Origin of the sequence: Roseburia sp. CLA-AA-H209, assembly GCF_020687575.1 — a bacterium.
GTDB lineage: Bacteria > Bacillota > Clostridia > Lachnospirales > Lachnospiraceae > Roseburia_C > Roseburia_C amylophila.
In genome coordinates this window covers 367,598-382,261 of sequence record NZ_JAJEQU010000001.1, presented here as the reverse complement: position 1 = coordinate 382,261, position 14,664 = coordinate 367,598, and the positions used below count along the sequence as shown (strand labels likewise).

Here is a 14,664-nt window from a genome sequence, read left to right as displayed (position 1 = left end):
AGAAATGGCAGAACGCGTAACAAAAGACACTTTTGAAGAAAAAGTATTGAAGAGCAGCCTTCCGGTGCTGATTGATTTTTACTCAGACAGTTGTGTTCCGTGCAAGAAAATGTCACCGGTCATTGGTGCTATCGCAGACGAACAGACAGAAAAATTAAATGTCTATAAAGTAAATACCAACTTTGATTCAGAACTGGCAGAAAAATACAGTGTAATGTCTGTACCAACCATTGTACTCTTCAAGGATGGCGAAGAAATTGCCCGTAAGAGTGGTGCAGAGAAAAAAGCGGTACTTGAGGAGTGGATTACCCAGTCCCTTGACAAATAAAAATAAAGAAAAGTGAGAGGAAGGAAATTATGCAGATTACAGTAGCAGGCGAAAAGAAAGAAGTAAAAGACGGATTAACACTTCCGGAATTAATTGAGCAGGAAAATGTAGAGACACCGGAATATGTAACCGTATCCATTAACGATGAATTTATAGAAACAGAAGCAAAGGCAACAACCGTTCTTAAGGATGGTGATAATGTAGAATTCCTTTACTTCATGGGAGGTGGAAGCTATGGCATTAACGGATGAGCAGATTGAACGTTATTCCAGACATATTATTTTAAAAGAAGTTGGCGCTAAGGGTCAGAAAAAACTTTTAAATGCAAAAGTTTTAATCATCGGAGCAGGCGGACTTGGAGCACCGGCAGCAATGTATCTTGGAGCAGCAGGTGTAGGTACCATCGGAATTGCAGATGCAGATGAAGTAGATTTAAGTAACCTTCAGAGACAGATTATTCATCAGACAGCAGATGTTGGCAAAGCAAAAGTGCAGTCTGCAAAAGAGACCATTCATGCAATGAACCCGGATGTAGAAGTACGTACATATCGTGAATTCATTACCAGTGAAAATATCATGGACATCATTGCAGATTATGAGTTTATCATTGACGGAACCGATAACTTCCCGGCAAAATTCTTAATTAACGATGCCTGTGTTATGGCAAAAAAACCATTTTCCCATGCAGGAATCATCCGTTTCAAAGGTCAGTTAATGACCTATGTTCCGGGAGAGGGACCATGTTACCGTTGTGTATTTAAGAATCCACCACCAAAGGATGCCGTACCGACCTGTAAGCAGGCTGGTGTTATCGGCGCAATGGGTGGTGTCATCGGAAGCCTTCAGGCAATGGAAGCAATCAAATACATCCTTGGAGTAGGAGATCTGCTGACCGGTCAGTTATTGACCTATGATGCAATTAAGCAGGAATTCCACAAGATTAAGCTTCCTTGGAATGGAAAGGGATGTGCCGTTTGTGGAGAACATCCGACCATAACAGAGCTGATTGATTATGAACAGGCAGAATGTACAGATAAATAAATGTATCAGTAAATAAATGTTATCAGATACATAACCCATGAAACATAGAAAGAGGATAGCATGATTTCATTAAAAAAAGCAGATTATGAAAAAATACTGGCACATGCCAAAAGCTGTGTACCAGAAGAGGCTTGCGGACTGATTGCCGGAACCAAAGAAGGAGAGGATAAGGTGGTAGAAAAGGTATATCTGTTGACCAATATCGACCATTCCAATGAGCATTTTACACTGGATCCGAAAGAGCAGTTAGCAGCCGTAAAGGATATGCGTGCCAATGGTCTCATTCCTTTAGGCAACTGGCACTCCCATCCGGAATCTCCTTCGAGACCATCCGAAGAAGATAAGCGTCTTGCATATGACAGTAAAGCAAGCTATATGATTCTTTCTCTGATGGAACCGGAACAGCCGGTACTCAATTCATTTCATATTGAAGGAGACGAATCAACAAAGGAAGATCTGGTAATATGTTAGATGTAGTTATCATTGGAAGTGGGCCGGCAGGTTTAAGTGCGGCAATCTATGCTAAGCGGGCAAACCTCGATGCGGTTGTACTGGAAAAAGAATATCTTGGAACCGGACAGATTGCATACAGTAGCCGGGTAGATAATTACCCGGGACTGCCAGGCAAAGACGGTTATTCTCTGGGAGAGGCATTCTTAGAGCATGCCGAAGGACTTGGAGTAACCATTGAAGAGGCAGAGGTTACAGCCATTACAAAAAAAGAGCAAAGCTTTGTCATTTCCTGTGAAGATGGAAAGAACATAGAAGCGAAAACCGTAGTCTATGCGGCAGGCTGTCAGAACCGCAGATTAGGGGTGCCGGGAGAAGAAAAGCTGCTGGCAAAAGGAGTTTCTTTTTGTGCAGTCTGTGACGGTGCCTTTTATAAGGGAAAGAAAGCTGCAGTCATCGGTGGTGGAGATACCGCATTGGATGATGCATTGTATTTATCCGATATCTGCGAACAGGTATATCTCATTCACCGGAGAGCAGAATTCCGTGGAGCAGAGAAGACAAAAAAGAAATTAGAAGAGCTTTCCAATGTAACGATACTTACCAATACGAGAGTACAGGAAATCACCGGGGAAGATAAAGTAGATGGTATTATTTTAGATAACGGTGGGACAATAGCTGTAGATGGTGTTTTTGAAGCGGTTGGAATGATTCCAAATACGGAATTATTAAAGAACCTTGACGTTCTCGATGAGAAAGGCTATGTGATTGCAGGAGAAGACTGCAGCAGCAGTCTTGCAGGACTGTTCGTGGCAGGAGATGTGCGGACAAAAAGCCTGCGTCAGGTAGTCACAGCAGTTGCAGATGGTGCAGTGGCAATTCAGTCTGCAACCGGATATATCAAAGGAATGGAATAGAAAGAAGGAAACGTGTGTGAAAGGAATAGTGGACAGTGCTTCGGAACTGATTGGAAAGACGCCGATGCTCTATCTTCATAATTATATGAAAGAGGCAGGTGTAGAGGATGCAGCAATCATTGCCAAGCTGGAATATTTTAATCCGGCAGGTTCGGTAAAAGACCGAGTGGCACTTGCCATGATTGAGGATGCAGAGAGAAAGGGCAAATTAAAGCCGGGAGCTACGATTATTGAGCCAACTTCCGGTAATACGGGAATCGGACTTGCTTCTGTGGCGGCTGCAAAAGGGTATCATGCAATTTTAACATTGCCGGAAACCATGACGGTAGAGCGTCGGAATCTTCTGCAGGCGTATGGAGCGCAGATTGTACTGACTTCCGGATATAAGGGAATGAAGGGTGCAATCGAAAAAGCAGAAGAACTTCATAAAGAGATTCCAGGTTCAATTATTTTAGGACAGTTTGAAAATCCGGCAAATCCAAAAGCCCATGAAGAAACCACAGGACCGGAAATCTGGGAACAGACAGAAGGCAGCGTTGATATTTTTGTGGCAGGAGTCGGAACCGGTGGAACCATAACCGGAGTTGGAAAATATCTGAAAAAGCAGAAGAAGTCCGTACACATTGTTGCAGTAGAACCTGCAACCAGTCCGGTTCTTTCCCAGGGAAAAGTCGGACCTCATAAAATTCAGGGAATCGGTGCCGGATTTATTCCGGACACACTGGATACTTCTGTTTACGATGAGATTATTCCAATCAAAAATGATGATGCCTTTGAAGAAGGAAGAGCATTTGCCCGCAGCGAGGGAATTCTTGTGGGAATCAGTGCAGGAGCTGCATTAAAGGCAGCTGTTGAGTTGGCAAAAAGAAAAGAAAATAAAGGAAAGAACATTGTGGTATTGCTTCCGGATTCCGGAGACCGTTATTTATCTACTCCTTTGTTTGCAAAATAAAATCAGTGGAAAAGCATCAGGCATTCCGCTATAATATGGTAAAAGAGTCAAAAAGACTTTTGCGAAAGGAAAAGAAGTATGTTCTATTTTCTTGTGTCGGTAAATATTATAGCGCTTATCCTGATGCTTTTTATGTTGGCAATCTGTCTTCGTAAAAAGCTCTCCAAAGTACAGCTTGCATTTATTATTTATGATATTTTTACCATGCTGTTTGTGGTGGGAGTTCATCTGGAACTGGTGCATTCAGATACCGTTGGTGAGGCACTTGCCGGGCTGTGCATCCAGTATGTTGGACAGGCAGGATTTTTAATGGCATTTCTCTGGTTTGCATCGGAGTTTGGAAGGCTTAAAATTCCTAAATTTATTTATTTTATTCAGGCAGTTGTAAATGCAATTGTGCTGGTGGCAGTATTTACTGCAGAATACCATCCGTATTTTTATAAAACGATGCGGATTTTAAAAGATGGTATGTATAACCGGATGGAAGTAACAGACGGGATTATCTGGGTGATTCATTATATCCATCTTGCAGTCGTTATACTGGCAGTATTTATTTTGTGTATCATGCGTTACGGGGAGAGTTCACCAATTCATAAAAAGCGGATTATTTATATGATAGCAGGTGTGGGAACTTTTGCACTGGAATTAATCTTAAAGGGCCTGGGTGTATTTGGCAGTTATAATCCGGTAGTCATTGCCATGACAATTATGATGTTCTGCATGATGATGGCAATGATTCGTTATGGATATTTTGGTTCTCTGCAGGCTGCGGTGGATAATGCATTTAATCATGGAAAAGAAGGCTTGATTATCCTGGATGCAGAAAATAAAATTATCTCCGTCAATCAGCGTATGAAGGAACTTTTCCCGGAAATAAAGGTAGGAAGTGCCGCAAGCAGGCAAAAAGAAATCCTGCAGGCACTGACAAACCGGGAAAGGCTGTTGCATAAAAATGACCGCATCTATGAACTTCGTATGGAGGATATTGTGGAAAATGGTGAGAAAGATGGCTGCATGCTCTGGTTTATCGATCAGACAGAAAACTTGGAAATGATGCAGAGACTTCGTAGTGCGGATGAAGCCAAGACCAGATTTTTAATGAAAGTGAGCCATGAGCTGCGGACTCCGATGCATACGATACTTGGTATGAATGAAGTGATTTCCGAAGAAACATCAGAAGAGAAAATCCGTAGATATACCAGAGAAATTGCATCTGCCGGTGACAGTATGATTGCACTGATAGAAGAAGTGTTAGATGCTTCACGGTTAGAAAGTGGTACGCTTCAGATAAAGAAGGATGCATTTGCTTTAGAAGAGGTTATCCATGACGCAGCAGTCCAGATGAGGCCACAGGCAGAGAAGAAATCTTTAAACTTCCGGCTGCGGATGGAGGAACCATTATTAAAACCGGGAAAACATTTCTATGGAGACAAGGCACATATCCGTCAGATTATCATTAATCTTCTGGAAAATGCGTTGAAATACACAGATGAAGGCTTTGTGGAGCTGGGTGTAGAAAAAGCAGCAGAAAATGGAGATACCTTTTTGAAGATAACTGTGGCAGACAGTGGAATTGGAATAGGAAAAGAAGAGCAGGATAAAATCTTTGAAAGCTTTGAACGGGGCAATGCGGCCAGGAACAGCAGGAAAGACGGAATCGGTCTCGGACTGGATATTGCCAAACAGCTGGCAGAGGCTATGGGTGGAAGCCTCAGTCTGATTAGTGAAGTGGCAAAGGGAAGTACTTTTACTGTCCGGATTCCATGGGTAGAAGTATCGGAAAAACATCATTTTACAAAGCAGAGTGAGAAAAGTATGAATGCGGATTACAGCAGCTTTACCATTCTTGCGGTAGATGATAATGAGCAGAATCTGATGGTATTAGAACATCTTTTACATAAGACAAAGGTTAAAATGGAAACCGTGATGGATGGAAATACTGCCGTTCAAAAATGTGAAGAGAAAACATATGATTTACTTCTTTTAGACCATATGATGCCAAAGCCGGATGGCATAGAGACGCTGCACCTCATCCGTGCAGATGAGAAAGGACGAAATCATTATACGCAGGCAGTGGCATTTACCGCTAATGCAACAGCTGGTGCAAAAGAACTGTACAAAAACGAAGGATTTGCAGAGTATATTACCAAGCCGGTAAAACCGGGTACACTGGAGATTATGCTGCAGAAATATCTTAGGGATTATCTGCCGGAAGAAAATATGGTTTTCCAGGGAAACATGGATGATACAAAGACAACAAAGCTAAGAGGCTTATTACATTATCTTGAGAAGAATGGAATTGCAGCAGAAGAAGGCTTATCCTATGCGGATGGAGATGAACAGTTCTATAAAGAATTGTTAGGTATCTTTGCAAAAGAAAAAGAGAAGAAGCAGCATCATTTAGAGAAAGCGTTCCAATCTCTTAAGGTAAATCATGTAGTAACAATGAAAGAAGCTGCAACTATCATAGATTCAGAAACTGCAACAGATACAGAAATGATGAACGAATTATGGAAAACATTCGTAACCCAGTCCCATGGACTAAAGGGTGAAGCCTGGGGCATCGGAGCCAGAACGCTTGGAGATTTCTTTTACCAGCTGGAGTGTGCCGGAAAAGAAAAAAACATCGAAAAGATAGAGCATTTTTATCCGAAAGCCATGGAAGAGTGGCAGCAGGTAGTAGATGCTATTCAAAGAGTATTATAAAAAGAGAACCGGAAGCCGGATAAAAAAAGCTGGTCTTTTCACTGGCTGCCTGTAATGGTGGTAAGACTATAGTGTGTTTGTAGAGACAGACCTCAACAAAGCAAGTGCTATTGAAAAGAACAAGAGGGAATCCAAAGAACAGCTTGAAAAGGGCAATTTTTCTGTCCGGAATCTTGCAGAGATATCTGTGGATGAATAAAGTTTTCACCGATAATAGGCGGAAACTATGAACTTTAAATTTTGATGGTTTCAAAATAATAAGACTTATGATATAATAATAGGCTGTATTAAGCTCCTTTTGCCAACATGGCAGAAAAGAGTTTGATACAGCTTAAAAATTTGCATGATAAATTATGTAGTAAAATAACATAGAAAGGCGAAAAACCTGATAACTTAAGGATTTTCGAACAGGTAAAAGATAAAATGAAACTTGGAATCGTAGGTTTACCAAACGTAGGAAAAAGTACATTATTTAATTCACTGACCAAAGCAGGCGCAGAATCAGCCAATTATCCGTTTTGTACCATTGACCCGAATGTGGGAATCGTAACCGTACCGGATAACCGTCTGAAGGTGTTAGGCGAGATGTATCATTCCAAGAAAGTGACACCGGCAGTCATTGAATTTGTAGATATTGCAGGACTTGTAAAAGGAGCCAGCAAAGGAGAGGGACTTGGAAACCAGTTCCTTGCCAATATTCGTGAAGTAGATGCCATCGTTCATGTTGTACGTTGTTTTGAAGATACCAACGTAGTCCATGTAGACGGAAGCATTGACCCGGTTCGTGATATTGAGACCATTAATTTAGAGCTTATTTTTTCTGATATTGAAATCTTAGAGAGAAGAATTGCAAAAGTTACCAAACAGGCAAGAATGGACAAGACACTTGCAAAAGAAGAGGCACTTTTGAAATCCTTAAAGGCACATCTGGAAGAAGGAAAGATGGCAAAGACTTATCCGTTGAGTGATGATGAGGACGAGCAGGCATGGTTTGCATCTTATAATTTATTAACTGCAAAACCGGTTATCTATGCAGCAAATGTAAGTGAGGATGACCTTGCAGATGATGGCGCAAACAATCCACATGTTGCAAGAGTAAGAGAACAGGCAGCCGCAGAAAACAGTGAAGTATTTGTTATCTGCGCACAGATTGAACAGGAAATTGCAGAATTAGATGATGATGAAAAAGCAATGTTCTTAGAGGACCTTGGATTAAAAGAATCCGGACTTGAGAAACTGATTGCAGCAAGTTATAAATTGTTAGGACTTATCAGCTACCTTACATCGGGAGAAGATGAGACAAGAGCATGGACTATTACCAAAGGAACCAAGGCACCGCAGGCGGCAGGAAAGATTCATACCGACTTTGAACGTGGATTTATCCGTGCAGAGGTGGTATCCTATGACCATCTGATTGAGTGTGGAAGCATGACAGCGGCAAAAGAAAAGGGACTGGTAAGACTGGAAGGAAAAGATTACGTTGTTCAGGATGGCGATATTATTTTATTCCGTTTCAACGTATAGGAAACTTTTGAAAAATCCGGCATAGTATAAATAGAAGAAAAGGCACAGTGGGGCAGGCACATGATACGCTATTGTGAATTGTGTGAAAAGCAGGTGATTAATATTGCAGACTGTTGCTGCCTGGGAAATGTGGTGGATTTGGAACTGGATGAGTGCAATGGAAGAATCTGTGCACTGGTTGTAGCTGCGCCGGGAAAATTTTTCTGTATTTTTTGTCCGGCATGCGAATATATTATTCCATGGAAACGTGTTGTGCGGATTGGACCGGATATTATTCTGGTAGATGTCTGTGTAGAAGATGTGAAAAGTTAGTTGACATAAGAATACGAGAAAGTTATACTAAAAATAGTACGACCAATATTTGTAAAAGCTGATATCAGCAGTTCTTTATGAACGTTTGGTGATGGAAAAACGGTATTATTTACGCAAAATTCACAAAGCGTGTTTTGCGTAGCTTTTAGAATAGGAGAAAAAAGATGAAGTGCCCATTTTGCAGCAGTGAAAATACCAGAGTAATTGATTCGAGACCGGCAGATGACAATAACTCCATTCGTCGGAGAAGATTATGTGACGATTGTGGAAAACGTTTCACAACTTATGAAAAAGTTGAGACAATTCCATTGATTGTAATAAAAAAGGATAACTGCAGAGAGCAGTATGACCGTTCCAAGATTGAAGCAGGTGTACTTCGTGCCTGCCATAAGAGACCGGTATCCGTGGAGCAGATAACCAGACTGGTTGATGAAGTGGAGACAGAGATTTTTAATCGGGAAGAAAAGGAAATCCCAAGTACTGTAATTGGTGAGATTCTGATGGATAAGATTAAAGATTTAGATGCAGTGGCGTATGTTCGTTTTGCATCTGTATATCGTGAATTTAAGGATGTAAATACCTTTATGAATGAGTTAAAGAAAATGCTGGATAAATAAAAGAAAATCTTTTTGGAGAAAAGGGTTGATTTTGGTTGAATTTATCCGATAAAATTAGTAGCAGATAATTATGATGTGAGGAACGTGATCGTTATGAATATTTCAGGAATTCGTCCCAATGCGGGATTTTACGATTACAACAGCATACAGAATATCCGGAATGCAGTAGAAGATACACCGGTTGTTAAGACGGCAGCAGATGCCGGTGCATCTGAACAGCAGCAGAAGGATACCTTAGAGACTACGGTACGAAGAGAACAGGATTTTGGGGCAGCAGATTATGCAGCACAGTACCAGCCGGATCGTACCTACGAGATGAAAGGTTCTGAAAGTGATATACATAGCCTGGATGTTGAGAAGGCATTATCCGATATGCACAAGGATCAGGTACTGCAGCAGTATCAGTTCTTTGTGGGAGAGAACATTGAACAGAGCGGAATCCGGCAGATTACTGCAACGGATACTGCAAAAGTGCGAAATGTAGAAAACTTTAATTTATAAGAGCAATTTTGATTATAAAAAAGTAAGAGACCGTTAGAAGGTAAGATTCCTAAGAATTCTTAAGAATCTTACCTTTTTTACTTGCGGCAGTTATGCTTCTTTTGTATAATTAAATTCAGGCTTGCCTGAAGAACGGGAAGTATAAGAGAAAGAGGATAGGATATGAAGAAAGTGCAGGAAGACTGGAAGGAAGAAATGCTGCAGGTAGGTGTACTTACCAATACACATGGTGTGCGTGGCGAAGTGAAGGTATATCCGACAACAGATGATGTCATGCGTTTTAAAAAGCTGAAGCAGGTATTTTTGGATACTGGAAAAGAACCGATGGAGCTTCAGGTTACACAGGCGCGCTTCTTTAAAAATCTGGTAATATTAAAATTCAAAGAATTTGATAATATAAATGATGTAGAGAAGTATAAGAGCAGAGGGCTATATGTAACAAGGGAAAATGCTGTAAAGCTGGCTCCGAATGAATATTTCGTGGCTGATTTGATTGGCTTAAAGGCAGTCGGAGATGACGGAGAAGATTTAGGTGAAGTAAAGGATGTACTTCAGACCGGTGCAAATGACATTTATGTATTACATAAAGATGGGGAAGATGATATTTTACTTCCGGCAATTAAGGATTGTGTAAAAAATGTCAATATAGAGGAAGGCACCATTACGGTACACCTTTTAAATGGGCTTCGTGATATTAATAAGAAGTAGGTAGCAAAATGAATTTTCATATATTAACATTATTTCCGGATATGGTAGAACGGGGACTGAATACCAGTATCATCGGAAGAGCAGTTGGCAAAGGACTTTTAAATATAGAAACAATTAACATCCGGGATTATACGTTAGACCGTCATAAAAAAGTAGATGATTATCCGTATGGTGGCGGAGCCGGGATGGTAATGCAGGCACAGCCGATTTATGATGCGTGGCAGGCAGTGGCGCAGAAGATTGGAAGAAAGCCAAGAACAGTATATCTTACACCTCAGGGCAATACGTTTCAGCAGGAAATGGCAAAGGATTATGCGAAGGAAGAAGACCTGGTATTGCTTTGTGGGCATTATGAGGGCATCGATGAACGTGTGTTAGAAGAAATTGTGACGGATTATGTGTCGATTGGAGATTATGTGCTGACAGGAGGAGAACTTCCGGCAATGGTCATGGTGGATGCGATATCCCGTATGGTGCCTGGTGTACTGGCAAATGATGAATCCGGAACCACAGAATCCTTTGAAGGAAATTTATTGGAATATCCGCAGTATAGCAGACCGGAAGACTGGATGGGAAAGAAAGTTCCAGCTATTTTACTTTCCGGAGACCATGCAAAGGTAGAAGCATGGAGGAGAGAACAATCCATTAAAAGAACCATGGAACGAAGACCGGATTTGCTGGCAGATGCAGATTTGACAGCAAAGGAGAAAGCAATAGTTGAGCATTTGCTGGACAAATCACAGGGTAAATGCTAGAATGTGTCTAGCAGTAATAGGAATGGAAGAGATTCCGCAGGAGGAAGACGGTAGTGAAAAGCTTTTTTGATGTGCTGAAAACGATGTTTTACCGTAAAAATGCGAAGAGTTATGGGACGCCGGACCGGAGCAGAAAAGAGCCGGTGACACAACAGAAGGTACAGATAAGAAATACAGAGACCAGAAAGGCAGCCCCTTCGTTAAAAGAAAACGAACAGCATAACAGGTCAGAGAGGACAAACAGTAAGGTGGATAAAGGAATGGATAAGGAAGATTTCTTATTAAAGCAGATTGATGAATTCCGTGAGAAAGCAAAACAGCTTCAGGCTTTGCTTGTTACAAAAGAAGACAAAGTGCAGGAATTACAGAATATCGTAGATGAAAGAGAAGAAAAAGCAAAAGAACTGCAGCATGTTTTAAATGCACGTAAATCAGAAGCAGATGTTCTTCTTACCGGAGTACACGGTCAGATGGAAGAAATGATTAACCGTGTAGAAGAAAAATTGAATGCACTGTCTGAAAAGATTGCAGCAGACGTAAGTGATTCCACCGGAAGAACCGCAGAACAGACTGCACAGATGCAGGCATCTTTACAGGAAATTTCCCAGCAGTTAGACAGCATGAAACTGGAACTGGCTGAGAAAATACATACCGAAGATGTAAAGTGCTACCGCAATATGCAGGACTTAATTAAAGAGCTTACCGTTAAGTTAGAGGAAAATGATACTTTAGAGAAGAGCTTGAATACCGTAAAAGGTTATGCAAAATGCTTAACCTGGTTTTCTGTTATCAATTTTGTAGTATTGGTGGCATTTATTCTTTATTCTCTTGGAGTATTTAATTTTTAAGCAGTAGTTAAAACGAGGAATTATATGACACAGGGAAAGAGAAAGACATGGGTAATTGGACATAAGAATCCGGACACAGATTCTATTTGTGCGGCGATTGCCTATGCAGATTTAAAAAATCAAACAGAGGACGGTATTTTTATACCGAAAAGAGCAGGACATATGAACGAAGAGACGAAGTATGTCCTAAAATTTTTTGATGTACCGGAACCGGAACTGGTAACAGATGTCGGTGCACAGATTAAGGATATTGAATATCGTAGAACGGAGGGCGTCAGCAGTCACATTTCCATTAAACGGGCATGGGAGCTGATGAAGAATTTAGATGTCGTGTCATTGCCGATTACTGACAATGAGAACAATCTGCAGGGAATGGTTGTTACCAGTGATATTGCAAAATCCTATATGGATGTATTGGACAACCGGATTCTTGCAACTGCCCGGACGCAGTATAAGAATATTGTTGAAACTTTAAATGGAACTCTTGTAACAGGAAATGAGCATGGTTACTTCATAAAAGGTAAGGTTGTTGTTGCGGCTACCACACCGGATATGATGGAGCAGTATATTGAAGATGACGATATGGTTATCTTAGGAGACCGTTATGAATCACAGTTCTGTGCATTGGAAATGAATGCAAGCTGTGTGATTGTCTGTTCCGGAGCGAAGATTACAAAGACCATTGTGCAGCTTGCAGAAGAGAAAGACTGTATGCTTATCAGCACACCATATGACACATTTACCGTGGCGCGTTTAATTAATCAGAGTATGCCGATTAAATATATTATGAAAAAGGAGCATCTGATTACATTCGAATTAGAGGATTATGTGGATGATGTGAAAGAGACTATGTCTAAAGTGCGTCATCGTGATTTCCCGGTACTGGATGAGAATGGAAAATATGTCGGTATGTTTTCCAGACGAAATCTTTTAAATTTACAGAAAAAACAGGTGATCCTTGTTGACCATAATGAAAAATCCCAGGCAGTAGATGGAATCGAAGATGCAGAAATCTTAGAAATTATTGACCATCACCGACTGGGCAGCCTTGAGACGATTGCTCCGGTATTTTTCCGGAACCAGCCATTGGGCTGTACTTCAACGATTATTTATCAGATGTATCAGGAAAAGGGAGCAATCATTGATAAAAAGACAGCCGGAATTCTTTTGGCAGCAATTATTTCAGATACCTTGATGTTCCGTTCACCGACCTGTACACAGATGGACCGGGCAGCAGCAGAAGCACTGGCGAAGATCGCAGAAGTAGATATTGAAGAGCTGGCCAAGAAGATGTTTGAAGCCGGCAGTGATTTTAAGAAAAAGACAACAGAAGAACTGTTTTATCAGGATTTTAAAACCTTCCATACCGATGAATTTGATTTTGGTGTAGCACAGCTTAGTGCCATGAGTGACGTGCAGCTTGGCATGGCGAAGAAGAAGCTGCAGCCATATCTGGAAATTGCATTGGGAGAGCAGAAACTGGATGCCGTATTTGTGATGCTGACGGACATTCTGGATGAGAATTCGGAAGTAATCTATGCCGGAGCACAGGCAGGCAGCCTTTTAAAGGAGTGCTTTGGAGAGCCGGATGAATCAGGCAGCTTTTACTTAAATGGAGTAGTATCCCGTAAGAAACAGATGATTCCGGCATTAATGGCAGGATTGCAGCAAGCGTAAATGTTTACGGCAGGATGACAGCAGGTATAAATGCCCATATCAGAGACAGAAATAAGATAACAACTTATACAGGAGAATTGAAATGGCGAAAGAAACATGGAAGCCGGGTAATATGTTATATCCGGTTCCAGCAGTGATGGTAAGCTGCCAGAGACCGACAGAAAAACCGAATATTATTACGGTAGCATGGGCAGGAACGGTATGTACGAATCCGCCAATGCTTTCCATATCTGTCCGTCCGGAACGATATTCCCATGGAATAATCGCGGAAACCGGCGAATTTGTTGTAAATCTTGTGACGAAGGATCTGGTCTGTGCCACGGATTATTGTGGCGTAAAATCCGGCCGTGACGTTGACAAGTTTGATGCCATGCATCTGACACCACTGAACCTTCCGCAGGTATCGGCACCGGGAATTGCAGAAAGTCCGGTAAACATTGCCTGCAAGGTAAGCCGGATATTACATCTTGGAAGCCATGATATGTTTCTGGCAGATGTAGTAGGCGTTACCGTTGATGATTCCTATATGAATGAAAAAGGTAAATTCGAACTGAATCAGAGCGGGCTGGTGACTTATTCCCATGGAGAATATTTTCTGCTGGGTAAGAAGCTTGGAAGCTTTGGTTACAGCGTAAAGAAGCAGAAGCCTTCAAAGAATGGCAGAAAGAAGAAAGCGAAGTAAAAGAGCGAAATAAAAAAGAATAAAATAAAAAGGACAAAATAACTGAAAATATAAGAAATTATAGAAAGCGGAACAGAGAGAAAAATCTTCTCGTTGTTCCGCTTTTTGAATAACATTTATTTTAGATATTTATTTTAAAAGTAAATCCATCAGACAGGCAAATACATCATCTGCCTGATTCTGCCAGTTGGTGCAGATGGCTTCCGCCTGTTCCTTTGTCTGGACAGTTAAAGTAAAATCAAGGCGGGTACGGCCTTTTTCCCGGAGCTGGCATCGCACACCGTATTCCTGTTCCGGTGTTTTGTAATAATCGGATAGATATGCATTTTCTGTTTTAATGGCCAGCTTATTTGCCTGAAAATAAGCAGCAATATCTTCTTCAATAGAAGGGGATATTTTGTCATGAAAAAAATGCAGCGTTTCTTTTCCTGCAGGAGTAATGATATATCGTGTACTGTTGTGGGTGTTTTCCGTACGGACAAGCCCGGAATCCATCAGGTCATGAATGACCTGCTGAATCGTAAAGTAGTCGGTATATTCCCTGTCTAAAAAGAAATCTGAAATCTGCGCATTGGACAAGGGAAAATCAATATGTTCAAGCATGTGCAGAATAATTAATTTATATAAAGTAGCTGGTTCAGCCATA

At 41.1% G+C, this 14,664-nt stretch carries 18 protein-coding genes; 17 read left to right on the top strand and 1 reads right to left on the bottom strand.

The genetic code is table 11. The features are described from left to right. Window positions 1-4 precede the first annotated feature (4 nt). The 17 genes from trxA to LKD41_RS01810 all read left to right on the top strand — a co-directional run bounded on the left by trxA (window position 5) and on the right by LKD41_RS01810 (window position 14,018). Entirely contained in the window at window positions 5-328 is a 324-nt protein-coding gene (gene trxA / locus LKD41_RS01885; RefSeq protein ID WP_022243149.1) for a thioredoxin, read from the top strand. Window positions 329-357: 29 nt separating this feature from the next. After that, a complete protein-coding gene (gene thiS / locus LKD41_RS01880; RefSeq protein ID WP_022243148.1) occupies window positions 358-579 on the top strand; it encodes a sulfur carrier protein ThiS in 222 nt (73 codons plus the stop codon). Further along, window positions 563-1,369 carry a HesA/MoeB/ThiF family protein gene (locus tag LKD41_RS01875; protein ID WP_022243147.1) on the top strand — a complete coding sequence of 269 codons (807 nt, stop codon included), beginning with the start codon at window positions 563-565 and terminating at the stop codon, window positions 1,367-1,369. Before thiS ends, LKD41_RS01875 begins: the two co-directional genes overlap by 17 nt. A 60-nt stretch (window positions 1,370-1,429) precedes the next feature. After that, window positions 1,430-1,840, top strand: coding sequence for a M67 family metallopeptidase (locus LKD41_RS01870; RefSeq protein WP_022243146.1), 411 nt, complete (start codon window positions 1,430-1,432; stop codon window positions 1,838-1,840). Beyond that, window positions 1,834-2,736 carry an NAD(P)/FAD-dependent oxidoreductase gene (locus LKD41_RS01865; protein ID WP_022243145.1) on the top strand — a complete coding sequence of 301 codons (903 nt, stop codon included), beginning with the start codon at window positions 1,834-1,836 and terminating at the stop codon, window positions 2,734-2,736. The genes LKD41_RS01870 and LKD41_RS01865 overlap by 7 nt, the downstream gene beginning before the upstream one ends. A 16-nt stretch (window positions 2,737-2,752) precedes the next feature. Next, the gene (gene cysK / locus LKD41_RS01860; protein WP_022243144.1) at window positions 2,753-3,688 is read left to right on the top strand and encodes a cysteine synthase A; all 936 of its coding nucleotides are present in this window, start codon (window positions 2,753-2,755) and stop codon (window positions 3,686-3,688) included. Between the two features lie 78 nt (window positions 3,689-3,766). Beyond that, window positions 3,767-6,394 carry an ATP-binding protein gene (locus tag LKD41_RS01855; RefSeq protein WP_227700215.1) on the top strand — a complete coding sequence of 876 codons (2,628 nt, stop codon included), beginning with the start codon at window positions 3,767-3,769 and terminating at the stop codon, window positions 6,392-6,394. A 73-nt stretch (window positions 6,395-6,467) separates the two neighbouring features. Further along, window positions 6,468-6,593, top strand: coding sequence for a hypothetical protein (locus LKD41_RS15635; protein WP_255669402.1), 126 nt, complete (start codon window positions 6,468-6,470; stop codon window positions 6,591-6,593). A gap of 224 nt (window positions 6,594-6,817) precedes the next feature. Continuing rightward, window positions 6,818-7,918 carry a redox-regulated ATPase YchF gene (ychF, locus tag LKD41_RS01850; RefSeq protein WP_022243142.1) on the top strand — a complete coding sequence of 367 codons (1,101 nt, stop codon included), beginning with the start codon at window positions 6,818-6,820 and terminating at the stop codon, window positions 7,916-7,918. A gap of 60 nt (window positions 7,919-7,978) precedes the next feature. Further along, window positions 7,979-8,230, top strand: a complete 252-nt coding sequence (locus LKD41_RS01845; protein ID WP_022243141.1) for a YlmC/YmxH family sporulation protein — start codon at window positions 7,979-7,981, stop codon at window positions 8,228-8,230. A 164-nt stretch (window positions 8,231-8,394) separates the two neighbouring features. Continuing rightward, the gene (gene nrdR, locus LKD41_RS01840; RefSeq protein ID WP_022243140.1) at window positions 8,395-8,847 is read left to right on the top strand and encodes a transcriptional regulator NrdR; all 453 of its coding nucleotides are present in this window, start codon (window positions 8,395-8,397) and stop codon (window positions 8,845-8,847) included. Window positions 8,848-8,940: 93 nt separating this feature from the next. After that, complete coding sequence (locus tag LKD41_RS01835) at window positions 8,941-9,348, top strand: hypothetical protein (protein ID WP_117947613.1); 408 nt, start codon at window positions 8,941-8,943, stop codon at window positions 9,346-9,348. Between the two features lie 162 nt (window positions 9,349-9,510). After that, entirely contained in the window at window positions 9,511-10,056 is a 546-nt protein-coding gene (gene rimM / locus LKD41_RS01830) for a ribosome maturation factor RimM (RefSeq protein WP_022243138.1), read from the top strand. Between the two features lie 8 nt (window positions 10,057-10,064). Beyond that, on the top strand, window positions 10,065-10,811 hold the full coding sequence (gene trmD / locus LKD41_RS01825; protein ID WP_227700214.1) for a tRNA (guanosine(37)-N1)-methyltransferase TrmD: 747 nt from the start codon (window positions 10,065-10,067) through the stop codon (window positions 10,809-10,811). 53 nt (window positions 10,812-10,864) lie between these two features. Beyond that, entirely contained in the window at window positions 10,865-11,659 is a 795-nt protein-coding gene (locus LKD41_RS01820; protein WP_022243136.1) for a hypothetical protein, read from the top strand. Window positions 11,660-11,683: 24 nt separating this feature from the next. After that, window positions 11,684-13,336 carry a putative manganese-dependent inorganic diphosphatase gene (locus LKD41_RS01815; RefSeq protein WP_227700213.1) on the top strand — a complete coding sequence of 551 codons (1,653 nt, stop codon included), beginning with the start codon at window positions 11,684-11,686 and terminating at the stop codon, window positions 13,334-13,336. An 82-nt stretch (window positions 13,337-13,418) separates the two neighbouring features. Beyond that, window positions 13,419-14,018 (top strand): flavin reductase family protein, encoded by a 600-nt coding sequence (locus LKD41_RS01810; protein WP_227700212.1) that lies wholly within the window; start codon window positions 13,419-13,421, stop codon window positions 14,016-14,018. A gap of 129 nt (window positions 14,019-14,147) precedes the next feature. On the opposite strand, the gene LKD41_RS01805 is transcribed toward LKD41_RS01810, so the two are convergent. After that, window positions 14,148-14,663, bottom strand: a complete 516-nt coding sequence (locus tag LKD41_RS01805; RefSeq protein ID WP_022243133.1) for a DUF4364 family protein — start codon at window positions 14,661-14,663, stop codon at window positions 14,148-14,150. Window position 14,664 lies beyond the last annotated feature (1 nt).